The 18,295-nt window shown below is 51.0% G+C and carries 16 protein-coding genes; all 16 read left to right on the top strand.

The annotated features are described in order from the left end of the window. Positions 1-5: 5 nt before the first annotated feature. Positions 6-611 (top strand): 3-isopropylmalate dehydratase small subunit, encoded by a 606-nt coding sequence (gene leuD / locus BM025_RS11670; RefSeq protein ID WP_085848059.1) that lies wholly within the window; start codon positions 6-8, stop codon positions 609-611. Between the two features lie 436 nt (positions 612-1,047). Further along, on the top strand, positions 1,048-1,929 hold the full coding sequence (locus BM025_RS11665) for a hypothetical protein (RefSeq protein WP_306455979.1): 882 nt from the start codon (positions 1,048-1,050) through the stop codon (positions 1,927-1,929). Then, positions 1,926-2,990, top strand: a complete 1,065-nt coding sequence (locus BM025_RS11660) for an endonuclease/exonuclease/phosphatase family protein (RefSeq protein ID WP_244515643.1) — start codon at positions 1,926-1,928, stop codon at positions 2,988-2,990. Before BM025_RS11665 ends, BM025_RS11660 begins: the two co-directional genes overlap by 4 nt. A 169-nt stretch (positions 2,991-3,159) precedes the next feature. Next, positions 3,160-4,263: a 3-isopropylmalate dehydrogenase gene (leuB, locus tag BM025_RS11655; RefSeq protein WP_085848060.1), complete on the top strand. Its 1,104-nt coding sequence runs from the start codon at positions 3,160-3,162 to the stop codon at positions 4,261-4,263. Positions 4,264-4,602: 339 nt separating this feature from the next. Continuing rightward, entirely contained in the window at positions 4,603-5,547 is a 945-nt protein-coding gene (locus BM025_RS11645) for a DMT family transporter (protein WP_085848062.1), read from the top strand. Between the two features lie 150 nt (positions 5,548-5,697). Continuing rightward, positions 5,698-6,174 carry a formate dehydrogenase subunit gamma gene (locus BM025_RS11640; RefSeq protein ID WP_085848063.1) on the top strand — a complete coding sequence of 159 codons (477 nt, stop codon included), beginning with the start codon at positions 5,698-5,700 and terminating at the stop codon, positions 6,172-6,174. Next, positions 6,171-7,688: a formate dehydrogenase beta subunit gene (locus BM025_RS11635; protein WP_085848064.1), complete on the top strand. Its 1,518-nt coding sequence runs from the start codon at positions 6,171-6,173 to the stop codon at positions 7,686-7,688. Before BM025_RS11640 ends, BM025_RS11635 begins: the two co-directional genes overlap by 4 nt. After that, positions 7,685-10,591 carry a formate dehydrogenase subunit alpha gene (fdhF, locus tag BM025_RS11630; protein WP_085848065.1) on the top strand — a complete coding sequence of 969 codons (2,907 nt, stop codon included), beginning with the start codon at positions 7,685-7,687 and terminating at the stop codon, positions 10,589-10,591. Before BM025_RS11635 ends, fdhF begins: the two co-directional genes overlap by 4 nt. Positions 10,592-10,600: 9 nt before the next feature. Further along, positions 10,601-11,383 carry a formate dehydrogenase accessory sulfurtransferase FdhD gene (gene fdhD, locus BM025_RS11625; RefSeq protein ID WP_085848066.1) on the top strand — a complete coding sequence of 261 codons (783 nt, stop codon included), beginning with the start codon at positions 10,601-10,603 and terminating at the stop codon, positions 11,381-11,383. After that, on the top strand, positions 11,370-11,573 hold the full coding sequence (locus tag BM025_RS11620; RefSeq protein WP_085848067.1) for a formate dehydrogenase subunit delta: 204 nt from the start codon (positions 11,370-11,372) through the stop codon (positions 11,571-11,573). Before fdhD ends, BM025_RS11620 begins: the two co-directional genes overlap by 14 nt. A 356-nt stretch (positions 11,574-11,929) precedes the next feature. Next, entirely contained in the window at positions 11,930-14,380 is a 2,451-nt protein-coding gene (nirB, locus tag BM025_RS11615) for a nitrite reductase large subunit NirB (RefSeq protein WP_085848068.1), read from the top strand. Further along, positions 14,377-14,697: a nitrite reductase small subunit NirD gene (gene nirD, locus BM025_RS11610; protein WP_085848069.1), complete on the top strand. Its 321-nt coding sequence runs from the start codon at positions 14,377-14,379 to the stop codon at positions 14,695-14,697. The genes nirB and nirD overlap by 4 nt, the downstream gene beginning before the upstream one ends. Positions 14,698-14,734: 37 nt before the next feature. Continuing rightward, on the top strand, positions 14,735-15,571 hold the full coding sequence (locus BM025_RS11605; RefSeq protein ID WP_085848070.1) for a formate/nitrite transporter family protein: 837 nt from the start codon (positions 14,735-14,737) through the stop codon (positions 15,569-15,571). Positions 15,572-15,624: 53 nt separating this feature from the next. Then, on the top strand, positions 15,625-17,364 hold the full coding sequence (locus BM025_RS11600; RefSeq protein ID WP_085848419.1) for a bifunctional protein-serine/threonine kinase/phosphatase: 1,740 nt from the start codon (positions 15,625-15,627) through the stop codon (positions 17,362-17,364). Positions 17,365-17,389: 25 nt separating this feature from the next. Next, positions 17,390-17,833, top strand: a complete 444-nt coding sequence (cynS, locus tag BM025_RS11595; RefSeq protein ID WP_085848071.1) for a cyanase — start codon at positions 17,390-17,392, stop codon at positions 17,831-17,833. Positions 17,834-17,965: 132 nt separating this feature from the next. Then, positions 17,966-18,295, top strand: coding sequence for a hypothetical protein (locus BM025_RS11590; protein ID WP_085848072.1), 330 nt, complete (start codon positions 17,966-17,968; stop codon positions 18,293-18,295).

The following is an 18,295-nucleotide window of genomic DNA, read 5'->3' as shown; positions in this document are numbered from 1 at the left end:
GCATTATGGAAAAATTTGAAAAAATCACAGGCGTTGCTGCGCCGATGCCACTTGTGAATATCGATACTGATATGATCATCCCAAAAGTGCACCTCAAATCTATCAAGCGCACAGGCTTTGGCAAAAACCTGTTTGATGAGATGCGGTTCAACCGTGATGGCACTGAGATTGAAGACTTCGTTCTCAATAAACCTCAGTACCGTTCTGCTGAAATTTTGATTGCAGGCGATAACTTCGGCTGTGGCTCATCACGCGAGCACGCCCCTTGGGCGATTGCGGATTTTGGCATCAAATGCATCATCTCTACGTCTTTCGCAGACATCTTTTACAACAACAGCTTTAAGAACGGCATCTTGCCAATCGTGATGCCACAAGAGGTTGTCGATGTGTTGATGTCTGACGCTGAAAAAGGGTCCAATGCGCGGATGACCATTGATCTTATCGGTCAAGTCGTGACCACCTCAGATGGTCAAGAATTCCCGTTTGAAGTTGATGCACATAAAAAGCATTGCTTGCTTGAAGGTCTCGATGACATTGGCCTGACCATGGCGAAAAAAGCCGCTATTGAAACGTTCGAAGCATCAATGCAGCAAGCGCGCCCTTGGGTCTAATCCTAACGGTATAATAATTGAAAACGGCGGCCAATTTGGTCGCCGTTTTTCGTTCACCAAACGCTGCCGATTAAATCCATTTCAAGGACTTCACCGGAATAGATTCGCCGCGCCGCAGTTACCGTTAAAATACTGTCGATTGGGACATTTGGTGCACGCCCGTTTGCATGCCGTCATGTTAAAGCGCGCGATTGATGGTTAATGGTATTGAATGCGGTTGGGTGAGATGCGCAGCTGGATCTATATGTAGTGTCGTGAACATAATTTGCGCTAATTTTTCGGGCCAATGATGCAAAATCGCACCGCTTTGTCCACGAAACGGCCTTAATCTTGTTGTTAACCTTAAGGGTGACTTGCTGAAATTGATGAAAAAAGGCAAAAATTGGGCAATATTGAGGCGGATCGCCATTATTGGCGAAGTCAAAATGGAAAAAGTGTGTGGCATCGTATCATGCACGGCCAGTTTGAAGGGAAATGGACAGTGGTGAACCGTGTGGTCGGCGCATTCGTGCGTGCTATACTTGTCGTGGCGTTGATCGTCACGCCGTCTATGATGCTTCCAAACGTGTCACCTGACTCTGCTCAAGTTGTCGCGCTTGTCGCGCTGTTTGGTGCTGCGCTGACCTTTTTCGAATATTTGTCTGCCTACCCTGGTCTTGTTGAATTTCGTGATGCCCCGCCATTCAATCGTGTGCGGTTTCTATCGCTTTTTGCGACTATCTTTCTGCTGACAATAATTTGTAAGGGTGCCTCTGAACCAACGATTATTAGTGAGTTTGTCACTGCTGTTGGTGCTTTGATCGGCTTTGTGCTGGATTTCCCGTATTCGCCCGTGCGGCTTATGGTGCTCGCCTTGCCTGAAAATTCCGGAGATTATCACGTCAATCTCATGCGTGTCTGCGCGGGAATTTCCTACCTCTCTTCGCTGATCTCGTTGTCGATTTTTTTACTGTTGTTGCAGCAACGGCGTTGGCCGTCGACATCAGGATCGTTCAACGTTTGGATTAATTTGCCGACGTTTGACCCCACCGCTGGCGGTGATGTTGTGTCGCGTTTGAAGCGTGACGCAAGGGTTAATACGGTGCTGGGGTTTGCATTACCGTTTGTCATTCCATTTGTTTTGCAATCTGCTTCAAACTTGTTTGGCGCTATAGCGCTTGGGAACTATCAGTCGATGATTTGGACTGTTGCCGTTTGGGCCTTTTTGCCGTCCTCTTTGTTTATGCGCGGGATTGCGATGCACCGCATCGCGCATATGATCGAAGGCAAGCGCCGCCAAGCTTATGCGGCCTCTGATCTTGAACATATGCCAGCGTGATCCGCTCAGCGCTGATCTTTTGTTTTTTTCTTTTACCAAATGCGCTGTTTGCACAAGATGTTCTGCGTGTCGCGACGTGGAATCCTGAGTTGTCGCGCAAAGGGCCGGGGCTGTTGGTCCGCGATATTTTATCCGGCAAGGATGCACAGGTTTCACATGCGATTGCTCATATTGAAAACATCAATCCAGATGTGATTTTGCTCACGGGCATTGATACTGATTTTGACGGTCATACGGCACGCGCGCTTGCTGCGGCGTTCACTCAAGCTGGTGCAGAGTACCCCTATGTCTTGAGTCGGATAAGTAATGCAGGTTTGGCAACTGGCCGTGATTTGAATAAAAACGGTATTTTGGGTGAACAACAAGACGCGCAGTCTTTTGGTGCATTTCATGGACAAGGCGGACTCGCTTTGTTGTCGCGTTTGCCCATTGATGTTGATGGCTTACGCGACTTTTCAACGTTGCTGTGGCGTGACTTGCCGGACGCGCGTTTGCCGAATTCGTATTTTGATGCGCAAGATTTAGATGTCCTACGCTTGTCTTCCAGCAGCCATTGGGATGTGCCGATCACATGGGGGCTGAAATCTCTTAATTTGTTGGCTTTCTATGCAACCACACCTGTTTTCGATGGGGATGAGGACCGCAATGGTTGGCGCAATGCTGATGAGATTGCGTTTTGGCGACACTATTTGGATGGTCGGATCGATACGCCCGCACCAACTGGTCCATTCATTTTTCTCGGTGATGCCAACCTTGATCCAAACGATGGAGGAGGCCACCACGCAGATATGCAACAGCTTTTGGCAGACCCGCGCTTGCAAGACCCTCAGCCCCGTGCACAGTTTGCCGCAAGTATTGCCAATGACACGCACACGGGCGATGCCGCGCTTGATACCGCGGATTGGGATGATCCTGTTCCGGGCAACCTACGGGTGGATTATGTTTTGCCGTCTGCTGAGTTTACTGTCGTTGCGACAGGTGTTGAATGGTCAAATTCTTCGAACGCAGAAGGGCCTTTGTTTCGGCATGGCCTTGTTTGGGTGGACCTTGCGCGGCCATAAGGCTCGGCGCAAAGCTGTGCCGTAGATGTGGCTTTGATTATGCATGTCACATGGTTTGTTATGGTGCTGTGTAGCCTCAATATTATGTCGTCTAAAATGTTCCATTCCTTGACGTTTCGACCCTTGTCGGGTACGCGAGATCAACATTTTGATACAAGGAAACCACGACATGAGCACGCCATCTATTCTCATTCTGCCCGGTGACGGTATTGGCCCTGAAGTGATGGCGGAAGTCGTCAAAGTGATCGACTGGTTCGGTGACAAACGCGGCCTTAAATTTGACGTGTCTCACGATCTTGTGGGCGGTGCTGCCTACGACAAGCACGGCGCGCCGATCTCTGACGAGACCATGGAAAAAGCGCAAAGCGTAGATGCTGTTTTGCTTGGTGCTGTGGGTGGTCCAAAATACGACGATCTCGATTTTTCCGTAAAGCCTGAGCGTGGCCTTTTGCGTCTGCGTAAAGAAATGGATCTGTTCGCGAACTTGCGCCCTGCACAGTGTTTTGACGCTTTGGCCGATTTCTCATCGCTGAAAAAAGACATCGTTGCCGGTCTCGATATCATGATCGTGCGGGAATTGACCTCGGGCATCTACTTTGGTGAGCCGCGTGGTATTTTCACAGAAAACAACGAACGCGTGGGCATCAACACCCAGCGCTACACCGAAAGCGAAATTGAACGCGCTGCACGCGCTGCGTTCGAATTGGCGATGAAGCGCGACAAACGTTTGTGTTCCATGGAAAAAGCCAACGTGATGGAATCGGGCATCTTGTGGCGCGATGTCGTTAATGAAGTTGCTGTCGATTACCCCGAAGTTGAAGTGTCGCACATGTACGCTGACAACGGCGCGATGCAGTTGGTACGTGCGCCAAAGCAGTTCGACGTGATCGTGACCGACAACCTGTTCGGCGATATCCTGTCTGATTGCGCAGCGATGCTCACTGGCTCGCTCGGCATGTTGCCATCCGCGTCTTTGGGTCTGCCAATGGCGAATGGCCGCCCTAAAGCCATGTACGAACCAGTGCATGGTTCCGCACCAGATATTGCTGGCCAAGGTAAAGCAAACCCAATCGCGTGTGTTTTGTCCTTTGCAATGGCGCTGCGCTATTCATTCGACCAAGGCGATGAAGCAACCCGTTTGGAAACAGCGATTGAGACTGTTTTGGCTGGCGGCGCGCGCACAGCTGACTTGCTTGGCGAAGAGGGCGTTACCGCTATTTCGACAACCGAGATGGGTGATAAAATCATCGAGGCTTTGACTGCAAGCCTTTAAGATACTGTGAAAATGCACAAGGCCGAGGCGCTGGAAATGGTGTCTCGGCTTTTATCGTCTTAGTCAAAAAACTTCGGGCCCCCCAAGCAAACGATACACGATGGATTTCATCCATCGTAAAGGCGCGGCGCCTGAGGTGGACTGCAACGCGTAGCGCGTTTTATTTGTGAGCGTCAAAGCCGTATGTGCGCCGCAATAGCCGCAGGTCGTGTGTTTCCGTGTATTTTTTATGCATGATATGTGATGTGCTCTTGCCAGAGAGGCACGCGTAAAGAACACTTGCAACAAATTAATAACCATATTCAGTTACTGCCAACTGATATCTCGGAAAGACAGCATATGAATATCTCCGGTGCTTTTTACGCTCTATTCGCTTTCGCTGTTTTTGCGAGTCATGACGCTGTGATTAAATATCTGGGCGTGTCCTATTCGCCGTTTCAGATGATCTTTTTCTCTACGCTGTTTTCCTTTCCGCTCGTGACCTTCATGCTGATGCGTGACAAAACATCTGGTCATTTACGCCCTGTTCACCCGTGGTGGACTGCGTTGAGAACTGCCTGCGCGACGACAAACGCGATGTGTGCCTTTTATGCGTTTACGGTTTTGCCGCTCGCCCAAGTTTATGCCATTTTGTTTGCCACGCCGCTGCTTATCACAATTCTCTCTATCCCTGTACTTGGTGAACGCGTTGGGGTGCACCGGTGGGGCGCTGTAGTTGTGGGATTGATCGGAGTGTTCGTGGTGCTTAGGCCTGGTGCTACAGAATTCACATTGGGCCACCTTGCCGCTTTGACCTGTGCCTTTGTCGGCGGGCTTGCGTCGATTATCGTGCGTAAAGTTGGCCGTGAAGAGCGAACTGTTGTGCTGATGCTGTATCCTATGGTGGCAAATTTTGTGATCATGGGTGGTTTGATGACCATCGCCTATAAACCGATGCCGATTAACGACCTTGGTGGTATCGGTGCGCTGTCGTTGCTTGGCTTCACAGGAGGGGTCTTTTTGATCATCGCCTATAAAGCGTCCGAGGCGGCCATCGTCGCCCCAATGCAGTATTCACAAATTATTTGGGCCACAATTTTTGGTACGCTTTTCTTCGGTGAATCCATTGATATGGCCACTATTCTCGGAGCGAGCATCATCATTATGTCGGGTCTATATATCGTGTTCCGCGAAGCCAAAAGTGGTACATCGAAAAACACACCAGTTTTGCGAACACGTTCACGCGCCTCATCTGCAGCCTCTTTTCGAATTTCGCCGTTCTTGCGACGTGTAAAGGTCAAATAAGAAATTGGCTGGGTTGTGCGAGGTTTTGCATGGAATGGCTTTTAGATCATAAAAATTTGCACATCAGGGCATGCGTTGTTTCGTTAAGTTGATGGTTGAAATTGAGGGCCCAGGCGTGCTCATCTAAGCCAACAGTACAAAGGACACGCGATGCGCCCCCCTCATGACCAGCCGACAGATGCGGCGATTTTGGACATAATTGCACAAACGCAATCACGAGAGGGCCCGCTTTTGCCGATGTTGCACGATCTGCAAGGCACATTCGGATATGTGCCTCAGGCCGCAGTTCCACTGCTTGCGCAAACGTTGAATATCAGTGCTGCTGAGGTGCATGGTGTCTTGTCTTTTTATCATGATTTCAAAGGGGCACCCGCAGGCCGGCATGTTATCAAAATTTGCCGTGCAGAGGCGTGCCAAGCGGTTGGTGCCAATGATTTGGCCGAGGCCACTTTGGCAAAACTCGGCTTACAATGGCACGGGACCACGGCCAACGGATCTGTCACCATTGAGCCTGTGTATTGCCTTGGGCTCTGCGCTTGCGGCCCAGCTGCGATGGTGGACGGCAAGGTCATAGGTCGTGTTGACACAGGCCGCATGGCGCAAATTTTGGAAGAGGTGGACGTATGAAAATCTATGTTCCCTTAGACAGTGCTGCCAAAGCTTTAGGGGCAGATGAGCTTGCCCAAGCTGTTGCTGATGAAGCAAATTCCCGTGGGTTGAAAATCGAGTTAATTCGTAACGGATCGCGTGGCATGGTTTGGCTGGAACCTTTGGTTGAAGTTGACAGAGGCACGGGACGGCAGGCTTATGGCGCTGTGCAACTCTGCGATGTTCCCGCGCTTTTGGATGGAACTTTATCATCATTGGGCGCGGTCGAGGATATTCCCTTTTTCGCTAAACAAACACGGATCACCTTTGCGCGGTGTGGGGTGATCGATCCGTTGAACTTGGAAGATTACAAGGCTCAGGGCGGACTTTTGGGGCTCAATCGCGCCCTATCCATGGTGGAGCAAGATATCATAGATGAGGTTACTAAGTCTGGCTTGCGCGGACGTGGCGGTGCTGGATTTCCTACAGGGATCAAATGGAACACCGTGCTGGGGGCCAAGGCCGATCAAAAATACATTGTGTGTAATGCCGATGAAGGGGACAGCGGTACGTTTGCTGACCGTATGTTGATCGAGGGTGATCCATTTTGTCTGATCGAAGGCATGATCATCGCAGGGCTCGGGGTCGGTGCCACGCAAGGCTACATTTATTTGCGCTCTGAATATCCTGATGCCATGTCGGTAATGAACAAAGCCATCAAGCAGGCGTTGGATGTGGGGCTTTTGGGGGCAAATGTACTTGGTTCGGGTCGCATTTTTTATCTCGAAGTACGCGTCGGCGCAGGGGCGTATGTCTGCGGTGAGGAAACATCACTTTTGAATTCTTTGGAAGGCAAACGTGGTGTTGTACGGGCTAAACCACCGCTTCCTGCACTTGAAGGTTTGTTCGGAAAGCCCACGGTGGTGAATAATGTTTTGTCTCTTGCAACGGTGCCTGTCATCTTTGAAAAAGGTGCCGCGTTTTACAAAGATTTCGGCATTGGGCGTTCACGTGGAACGACTGCGTTGCAGATCGCCGGAAATGTCGCACATGGCGGACTGTTTGAAGTCCCTTTTGGCATCCCTTTGGGTGAATTGATCACTGATATTTGCGGAGGTACGGCATCAGGTAAACCGGTGAAAGCGGTTCAAGTGGGCGGACCTTTAGGGGCTTATATGCCGCCTGAAAAGTTCGACACATTGATCGGTTATGAAGAATTTGACGCCGCTGGCGGATTGATTGGCCATGCTGGTGTCGTGGTGTTTGATGACACAACGGACATGCTATCAATGGCGCGATTTGCAATGGAATTTTGCGCAATAGAAAGCTGTGGAAAATGCACACCGTGCCGGATTGGCGCTGTGCGTGGGGTTGAAACGATTGATCGCATCGCAGCTGGGGACGCGACTGCGAAAGAGCTTTTGACCGATTTATGTGATACGATGCGAGACGGGTCGCTTTGCGCTTTGGGCGGGTTTACCCCCTATCCTGTCATGTCTGCGCTCACGCAGTTCCCCGATGATTTCGTCTCAAAAGTGGAGGCATCGACATGAAAGATTTCATAATCCCTTGGAGTGAGGCTGGCAAAACGGGCCTGCAAGATGATCGCGACATGGGGACACCTGCCAAATTCGGCACGCCTGTCACATTGGTGATTGATGGCTTTGAGGTCACGGTGCCTGAAGGTACTTCGGTGATGCGCGCCGCTGCAGAAGCTGGGATCGCGGTACCAAAACTATGTGCCTCTGACAATTTGGAAGCCTTTGGATCATGCCGCTTATGTTCGGTTGAAATCGAAGGACGACGCGGTTTGCCTGCGTCGTGTACCACGCCGGTGACCGAGGGCATGGTGGTCAAAACCCAAACGCCAAAAGTGCAAAAGCTACGCAAAGGGGTGATGGAACTCTACATTTCGGATCATCCTTTGGATTGCCTGACCTGTGCGGCCAATGGCGATTGCGAATTGCAAGACATGGCTGGTGTCGTTGGTCTGCGTGATGTGCGGTACAATGCAAAAGATACGCATTTTGTGACGCGCACTGCGACGAGGCCAAACCCGAAATACATGCCGAAAGACGAAAGTAATCCGTATTTCACCTATGAGCCCTCCAAATGTATCGCGTGCTCGCGTTGTGTGCGGGCTTGCGAAGAAGTTCAGGGTACCTTTGCATTGACGATGGAGGGGCGCGGTTTTGATAGCCGTATTTCTGCGGGCACCAAGTTGGATGACTTTATGTCGTCTGATTGCGTGAGTTGCGGAGCTTGCGTGCAGGCCTGCCCAACTGCAACGCTGCAAGAAAAATCAGTGATTGAGTTGGGCACACCTACCAAATCTGTTGTGACAACCTGCGCTTATTGCGGGGTTGGCTGTTCGTTTAAAGCTGAATTGAACGGCGATACTTTGGTGCGTATGGTGCCTTATAAAAACGGCAAAGCGAACCGCGGACATTCCTGTGTCAAAGGTCGTTTTGCCTATGGCTACGCCAGCCACAGTGATCGCATTACTTCGCCCATGATCCGCGATACCATCGATGAGCCATGGCGCGAAGTATCATGGGATGACGCTCTTGGCTTTGCCGCAAAAAAGATGCGCAGCTTGCAAAAAAAATACGGGCAAAAATCAATCGGGGTGATTACGTCAAGCCGCTGCACCAACGAGGAAACCTATCTGGTGCAAAAATTGGCGCGGGCTGTATTCGGCAATAACAATACCGACACCTGTGCGCGCGTTTGCCATTCGCCGACGGGGTATGGGTTGGGGCAAGCATTCGGGACTTCTGCGGGAACACAGGACTTTGACAGTGTTGAACACAGCGATGTGGTGGTGGTTATTGGGGCTAATCCAACGGATGGCCATCCGGTTTTTGCCTCACGCCTTAAGAAGCGTTTGCGCCAAGGCGCTAAGCTGATCGTGATTGATCCGCGCCGTATTGATTTGGTGAAGTCCCCGCATATTTCTGCCGCCCACCATTTGCCGCTGCGCCCCGGTACTAACGTTGCCGTGGTGACTGCGATTGCGCATGTAATCGTTACTGAAGGTTTGATGGATGAAGACTATATTCGCACACGCTGCGATTGGGATGAATTTCTTGATTATGCCGCTTTTGTCTCTGATTCCAAGCATAGCCCCGAAGCCACGACGTTGTTGACTGGCGTCCATGCGGGTGAACTGCGCGCCGCAGCGCGCTTGTTCGCCACCGGCGGAAATGGTGCGATTTACTATGGGCTTGGGGTGACAGAGCACAGCCAAGGGTCCACAACCGTTATGGCTATCGCTAACCTTGCCATGTTGACTGGAAACATTGGCCGCGAAGGCGTTGGTGTGAATCCACTTCGGGGGCAAAACAATGTGCAAGGTGCCTGTGATATGGGATCTTTTCCGCATGAGTTGCCAGGGTATCGTCATGTGAAAAATAGCGATGTGCGCGATGTTTTTGAAAGCCTTTGGGGGGTGAAAATCGACCCTGAAGCAGGGCTTCGTATCCCGAATATGCTTGATGCCGCTGTCGATGGCACCTTTAAAGGGCTCTATTGTCAGGGCGAAGATATCTTGCAATCCGATCCAGACACTAAACATGTCGCTGCTGGTTTAGCAGCTATGGAATGCGTCATCGTGCATGATCTATTTTTGAACGAGACCGCCAATTACGCTCATGTATTTTTGCCCGGATCGACGTTTTTGGAAAAAGACGGTACTTTCACCAATGCCGAGCGTCGTATCAATCGCGTGCGCAAAGTTATGGCCCCGCGCAATGGGTATGGCGATTGGGAAGTGACCCAAATGCTGGCGAATGCGATGGGGGCGGATTGGACATATACACATCCAAGCGAGATCATGAATGAAATCGCCGCGACCACGCCGTCATTTGCGCATGTATCGTATCAGCTTTTGGATGACAAAGGGTCGGTGCAATGGCCTTGCAACGCTGAGCATCCTGAGGGAACCCCATTGATGCATGTCGGTGGCTTCGTGCGTGGTAAAGGGCGATTTATGGTCACTGAATACATCGCCACTGATGAGCGTACAGGTCCGCGTTTTCCGTTGCTTTTGACTACAGGACGGATCCTGTCGCAATACAATGTTGGTGCGCAAACGCGGCGAACAGATAACGTTGTGTGGCATGATCAAGATTGGCTAGAAGTGCATCCTCATGACGCTGAAGTGCGGGGGATCAATGATGGAGATTGGGTGCGGCTGACTTCGCGTGCGGGTGAGACATCTTTGCGCGTGAAGATCACTGATCGTGTCAGCACAGGAGTTGTTTACACCACGTTCCACCATCCCGATACGCAGGCGAATGTAATCACTACGGACTATTCCGATTGGGCAACCAATTGCCCCGAATACAAGGTGACAGCCGTACAAGTGAGTCTGTCAAATGGGCCAAGTGACTGGCAAACAGATTATGCATCGCAAGCCGTGCAGTCGCGCCGCGTCATTCCTGCGGCAGAGTAAAGCGGGCGCATGGAAACATTTAGACATATGGCGGGGCATTGTTTGCCCGAAGAGGTTGCCGTCGCGCTGACGTGCAATGGCACGACGCAGGCTGTGATGATGGCGAGTCCGCAAGACGTGAAAGATTTCGCCTATGGTTTTGCTTTGACCGAAGGCTTTATTTCGCAGGTATCTGATATCGAACGCTTGGATATTGCGACACATGAGACGGGCCTTGAGGCGCAGCTTTGGTTAACGCCGGAAAAATCTCAAGCTTTAGACGCGCGGCGGCGGCACATGGCTGGTCCAGTTGGGTGCGGGTTATGTGGGATCGATAGCTTGAGCGAAGCGATGCGCCCTTTACCGGTCCTGCCCTTATCTAGGGGGCTTTTGACAGCCAAAGACGTTGGCACCGCCAGCGTGCAGTTGCGCGCTCAGCAACCGCTGCATGATGCTACGCGTGCGGTCCATGCCGTTGGGTTTTTACTGCCCAGCAAGGGGGTTGTGTTGGTGCGCGAAGATATCGGACGGCACAATGCGTTGGACAAAGTTATCGGGGCCTTGGCGCGTGCGGGTATTGATACACGCAGCGGTGCATTTATCATAACCAGTCGCATTTCCGTCGATATGGTGCAAAAAACGGCCATGGCCGGATGCCCCGTTTTGATTGCAGTTTCCGCCCCGACCGCCCTTGCTGTGGATGTTGCAGATAAGGCTGGTGTGACCCTTGCGGCTTTTGCGCGCGGGCAGGGTTTTGATGTTTTTTCTCATCCGTTGCGTATAGAAACAGGAGACATAGATGTCGCCAGATAGCATGATCCGTATGGCCAACCAGATTGCTGCATTTTTCAAAACACAACCTAAAATTGATCAGACACAGGGAGTGGCAGACCACATTTCTGATTTTTGGGACCCAAGGATGAAGGCGCAGTTGATTGCTTTTGTGGCAAGTGACGGTACGGGGCTCGATGAGATTGTTGTTCAAGCCAGCCACCGTCTATGACCGTCTTGGGCGAGTCGCGCTCTTAGATTCGCGAACGATAATGCGATTATTTATGTATCGAAGGGGTGTTTGCTCCGTGTATTTTTTAGGCGCTGGATAAACTATTCGCAAAAGTCTGCTAAATTTTGCAAATGGAAAACGCGTTCCCTTGATCTGGATTGTGATCGAGCGCATTGCTTGAGGTAGCAAGGGTGAAGACGCCCAGCCACAATGACGTGGCACCAATGATATTTGCTCTCGGATGAGAGCGCAGCAACGGCGCTGCACGTGATCTTTGTTAAAAGGTCAGGGATGCGGTCCGTTTTGCTTGATACCTGTTTCCCAACGTGCAGTTTCCGAAAACGGGACACGTGTACATGACACAAAAACTCAAACTAGTTGTGGTTGGAAATGGCATGGCGCCAGGCCGGATGTTAGAGCATCTGTTTGAAGCTGGCGATGCCTACGAGGTCACGATTTTTAATGCCGAGCCACGCGTCAATTACGATCGTATCATGTTGTCGCCTGTGCTTTCGGGTGAGAAAACATACGAAGATATCATCATTCATTCCGACGACTGGTACGCTGAACATGGCGTGACGCTGCACCGTGGTGAAAAGGTCACCAAGATCGACCGCGAGGCCAAAACGGTCACCTCAGAGGGCGGCATCACGGCACCTTACGACAAGTTGGTGATCGCAACAGGATCAAACCCGTTCATCATCCCATTGCCTGGGCACAAGCTAAAAGGCGTTTTGGCCTATCGCGATTTAGACGACACGCATGGCATGATGGAAGCTGCCAAAAAGGGTGGCAACGCGGTTGTCATTGGTGGTGGCTTGCTTGGTTTGGAAGCAGCAGCTGGTCTGAAAATGCAGGGTATGGATGTCACCGTGATCCACCTGATGCCATCTTTGATGGAACGTCAGCTTGATCCCGCTGCTGGGTTTTTGCTGAAACGTGAGTTGGAAGGGCGTGGCATTGAGGTGCTGTGCGAAGCGAATACCAAACAGATTTTGGGCACGGAAAAAGTCGAAGGTGTCGAGCTTGCCGATGGTCGTGTCATCGATGCCTCGCTGGTTGTGATGGCTGTTGGCATTCGCCCAAATACTCAGCTTGCTGCTGAATCGGGTCTTGAAGTGGGGCGCGGGATTGTCACAGATTCGACCCTGCGCACTTCTGATCCGAACATCTATTCTGTTGGTGAATGTGTTGAAGTCGGCGGCATGGTCTACGGTCTTGTTGCACCTTTGTATCAAATGGCGCGTGTGATTGCAGGGCATTTAAGTGGCCCAAGTGATGCTGAATTTAAACATGTTGAAACGCCAACCAAGCTTAAAGTCACAGGCGTGAACTTGTACTCTGTGGGCGAATTTGGCGAAGGTCCTGACCGCGAAGACATTGTTTTGCGTGACGCGATGCGCGGTACGTATAAACGTGTGATTATCAAAGACGACAAAATCATCGGCTGTGTTTTGTACGGCGATGTTGCTGATGGCGGCTGGTACAATGAGATGCTTAAATCAGGTGACAGCATCCAAGAGATGCGCGATACGCTGATTTTTGGCCAAGCCTATCAAGGTGGCGGTGGTGGCGATCCATTGGCCGCGATTGCCAATCTGTCCGATGATGCAGAAATTTGTGGCTGTAACGGTATTTCCAAGGGCCAGATCGTCAAAGCCATCCAAGACGGCGGGCTGACAACGCTGGGCGATGTGCGGGCGCATACCAAAGCGTCTGCGTCCTGTGGCACGTGTACCGGACTTGTCGAGGGCGTGATGGCGCTGACCTTGGGGGACGCATTTGCCTTGCCAGACGCTGAAGGTATGTGTGGTTGTACCGCGCACAGCCACGGTCACGTGCGCCGTTTGATCAAAGCGAAAGAATTGAAATCTATTCCTGCTGTCATGCAAGATTTGGAATGGTCCACGCCAGAGGGGTGTGCGAAATGTCGCCCCGCGTTGAACTACTATCTCGTATCCGATTGGCCGGGTGAATATGTCGATGATATGCAGTCACGTTTCATCAACGAACGTGTGCACGCGAACATTCAAAAAGATGGTACCTATTCGGTTGTGCCGCGTATGTTTGGTGGTGTGACCACCCCTGATGAGTTGCGTGCGATTGCGGATGTTGCAGACAAATTCGAGATCCCAACGGTCAAAGTGACAGGCGGTCAACGGATCGACTTACTTGGCGTCAAAAAAGAAGACCTGCTGCCCGTTTGGAAAGATTTGAACGATGCAGGCATGATTTCTGGCGCGGCTTACGCCAAGGGTTTGCGCACAGTGAAAACATGTGTTGGGCAGGATTGGTGTCGATTTGGCACGCAAGATTCCACAGGCCTTGGCATCAAATTAGAGCACCTGCTTTGGGGATCATGGGCACCTGCAAAACTCAAACTCGCTGTCTCTGGTTGTCCGCGCAACTGTTCGGAAAGCACCTGTAAAGACATCGGCATCATCTGTGTTGATAGCGGGTTCGAAATTCTGTACGGCGGCGCCGCTGGTCTGCATATCCAAGGCACAACGCCTTTGGGCAAAGTGGCAACCGAAGAAGAAGTGCTCGAATATGTGGGCGCTTTGACACAGATGTACCGCGATCAGGGTTTTTATCTTGAGCGGATTTACAAATGGGCGGACCGCGTTGGGTACGATCACATTCAAGACGTCATCATGAACGATCACGACGCCCGCAAAGAGTACTACAAGCAATTCTTATTCTCACAGAAATTCGCGCAGATCGACCCTTGGGCAGAGCGCGTTGCTGGCGCAGAGGCGCATGAGTTTTCTCCCATGGCTGATCTTAAACTGGAGGCGGCAGAATGAATGTTCAATCCCAAAACTGGGTCGCAATTGGCCAAGTCACCGATATTCCACGCCAAGGATCGCGCTGTGTCAAAAATGGCGACATGACCATTGCCGTGTTTCGAACAACTGATGATCGTGTGTTTGCGCTGGAAGATAAGTGCCCACACAAAAACGGCCCACTGAGCCAAGGGATCGTGCATGACGGCTGCGTCACATGCCCTTTGCACAACTGGGTCATCTCACTTGAAACAGGCACCGCACAAGGTGCCGACGAAGGGCAAACAGCCTCTTTCCCGATCAAGGTCGAGGACGGCACCGTTCTTTTGGGCCTTTGATCCAAATTTTCAGAAAATAAGTTAGGGACAAAATCACATGGCATATGTGCAACCAGCCGAGTTTGCTGCGAAAATGATCGAAGCCGGCGAATCCAAAATTCTCATGTCTACCAAGGATACTTTGATACGATCCTACATGGCCGGCGCGATCCTTGCATTGGCTGCTGCTTTTGCGGTGACCATTGCGGTCAACACAGGCAACTTCCTTGTGGCGTCTTTGTTGTTCCCCGTAGGGTTTTGCATGCTCTATCTTTTGGGGTTCGATTTGTTGACGGGCGTCTTTACACTCGCGCCTTTGGCGGTGATTGCCAAACGCCCAGGGATGACGTGGAAAGGTGTTTTTCGAAACTGGGGCCTTGTGTTTTGTGGTAACTTTGCGGGCGCGCTGACCACAGCCGTTTTCATGGCGATCATTTTCACCATGGGCTTTTCAGCGGAACCAAACGCGGTTGGTGTAAAAATTGGTCAAATCGGTGAGGCGCGGACATTGGGCTATGCTGCGGCTGGCGGGGCAGGTCTTTTGACTGTCTTTATTCGAGCTGTCATGTGCAATTGGATGGTGTCGACAGGTGTTGTGGCGGCGATGATGTCCAACTCTGTTTCAGGTAAAATCATGGCGATGTGGATGCCTATCATTGTGTTTTTCTACCTTGGATTTGAGCATTCGATTGTGAACATGTTCTTGTTTCCATCTGGCATTATGCTTGGCGGTCAGTTCACTTGGGCGGACTACTTTATCTACAATGAAATTCCTGTTGTTTTGGGCAACCTTGTTGGTGGTCTGACGTTCGTGGGCGGCATGATTTACGCAACCCATTTCAAAACGTCCCCTAAGCGTAATGTTTCTGGCGCTGTTGGAACAACTGTAGAATAATCGACCCTAATCCGGCCCATTGGGCTGGATTACTCTTTTGAAAGTTGGTTGCTTTGCTTGATGAACAGTCCACGCCCCCTTCGCTTTCGGTCAGTATTGGTCAGGCGTCTAGTGCTGGACAAAAGTCACGCAACCAAGACTTTCATGGCGCGCTCGTTCCTGACGAACGCGCATTGTCGTTTAAGGGCATCACGGTGGCTCTTGCTGATGGAATTTCTACGTCTGAGGTTTCTTCGATAGCATCTCAGACAATCGTTAAAAGTCTTTTGACCGATTACTACAGCACACCAGACGCTTGGACTGTTAAAACCTCAGTGTCTCGTGTGATATCTGCCGCCAACGCTTGGCTTTATGCGCAGAATGGCTTCGCAGGCCTGTATGACGTGGATCATGGCCATGTTTGCACTTTGGCTGCTGTGGTTTTCAAAGCCCATACCGCGCATCTTTTTCATGTTGGCGATAGCCGTATTTGGCGACTTTCGGGTCAAAGTTTAGAGCCTCTGACTGCAGATCATCATGTGTCTTTGGGCGCTGGCGAAATTGTTTTGTCAAAGGCGATCGGTGCGGCATCTCATGTAGAAATCGACTATATGTGCGAACCAATCGCGCTAGGTGATGTGTTTGTTTTGACGACAGATGGCGTGCATGAACATTGGCACTCACGTGCCGTCGCCGATGTTATTCTTGAGTCTCCAACACTGGAGGCTGCAGCCCAAAAAATATTGGACGACGCGCTTGCCGCGGGAAGTTCTGACAATTTGACGGTTCAGATTGTACGGATTGAAGCGCTGCCCAATGGGGATCAGACCCAATTTGATATGGCTGCAAAAACGTTACCAATCCCACCTTTGCCGCGCGAGGGCGCTGTCATAGATGGACTAACCATTTTGCGACAATTGCACGCCAATCACCGCTCACATATCTACCTCGCCAAAACCATTGATGGTGAAAAAGTTGCTTTAAAAATACCTGCTTCAGACTTGAAAGATGACGCTGATGGTTTGCGGCGTTTTTTGATGGAAGACTGGATAGCACGCCGAATTGATAACGCACATGTTTTGGGCGCACCCGCACTTATTGGGCCACGTTCGGGTCTATATGTGGTCACTGATTTCATCGAAGGTCAGACCTTGCGTCAATGGATGCAAGACAACCCTAAGCCAAGCTTTGAGCAAGTGCGCGATATTTTAGAACAGGTGATACGTGGTCTGCGCGCATTTCATCGACGTGAAATGTTGCACCAAGATTTGCGGCCCGAAAATATTATGATCGACACTGATGGCGTTGTTAAAATTATTGATTTCGGCGCGACTTATGTCGCGGGTGTGCAAGAGGCTGCACCTTTGCGCGAAGAGGATGGAATTCTTGGCACATTGCAATACACCGCGCCTGAATATTTTTCTGGCGCTCCGGTCAGCTGGCGCTCTGATTTGTTTTCGCTGGGTGTGATCGCATACGAGATGCTTACGGGAACGCTGCCCTATGGCACGCAAGTTGGCAAAGTGCGCAATACGCGTGATCAATTGCGACTGCGGTATCGCAATGCGCGTGATGATGCACATCCTATGCCCGCTTGGCTGGATGATGCTTTGGCCAAAGCCGTCAACCCTGATCCAGCGCGCCGCCATGATGCGCTGTCAGAATTTGGAGCCAATCTGCGTGCACCTTCAGTCAGTTACAGCGCGCGTCGTCACGTGCCGCTTGCAGAACGCAATCCAGAGCGGTTTTGGAAAACACTTTGTGGGGTTTTGGCTCTCTTGAGTCTTATCCTTGCCACATTGGCTTTTGACTAAATCTTAACGGTAACAGGAGTATCTCATGCTTATGAAAGAAGACGTAACAGTTCAAATTATCGCAGCCAAAAAGAAAGCGGACCTGACGTGGGAAGGTATCGCTGAAGCGATTGGCATGAGCCCGATTTTCACGCATTCCGCATGCATGGGGATGAATGCGTTTCCTGCTGATAAAGCGGCGGCCCTTGGCGCGCTTTTAGGCCTGTCTGATGATGCAATTTCAGTCCTAGAGGAAAGCCCAACCAAAGTTTGGGATCAGGCTGTGCCAACCGATCCCTGCATTTACCGCTTTTATGAAATTGTTGGTGTGTATTGTCCGACTCTTAAGGCGCTTATCCATGAGAAATTTGGCGATGGGATTATGTCTGCAATTGATTTCGATATGTCGCTGACCCGGGTCGAGCATCCCAAAGGTGACCGAGTTAAAATTGAAATGTCTGGTAAATATTTACAATACAACGCGTGGTAGCTGGACCTCGCCCTGTATCTTGACCGCGAAAAGCGTGAAAACTGTGTAACCTCTTTGGTCTACCAAAATACCTAAAGTTAGATTTTCTTTACATGGCCGTCTAGCGGGTCACTGATTTACAAGGATACGGCGTTGAAACCGGTAGAGCAGCTTGTCGATGATATGACACTTGAGGAACAAGTGTCCCTTCTGTCTGGTAAAGATTTTTGGTCTCTGCCCGCGATCGAACGACTTGGTGTTGCAAAAGCGCGAGTTTCAGATGGGTCAAACGGTGCGCGTGGCCGCGGATCTTTGATAAACGGTGTCTCGGCCGCGGTCTTTCTTGTCGGTATTGCGATTGCTGACGGTTTGTTTGGCGATGCCGTCTCTGCGGGACGTTTGCCGCAGACGTCTGACCTCAGTGCGCTTGATGTACGTGGCTCGGTGCTGATCTCGCGCCCTGCGCAAGACATCGATGTGTAG

Source organism: Pacificibacter marinus, from assembly GCF_900109555.1.
GTDB classification, from domain to species: domain Bacteria; phylum Pseudomonadota; class Alphaproteobacteria; order Rhodobacterales; family Rhodobacteraceae; genus Celeribacter; species Celeribacter marinus_C.
Note: the sequence above shows the minus strand (reverse complement) of the source record. Positions and strands in the feature narration are given on the sequence as shown.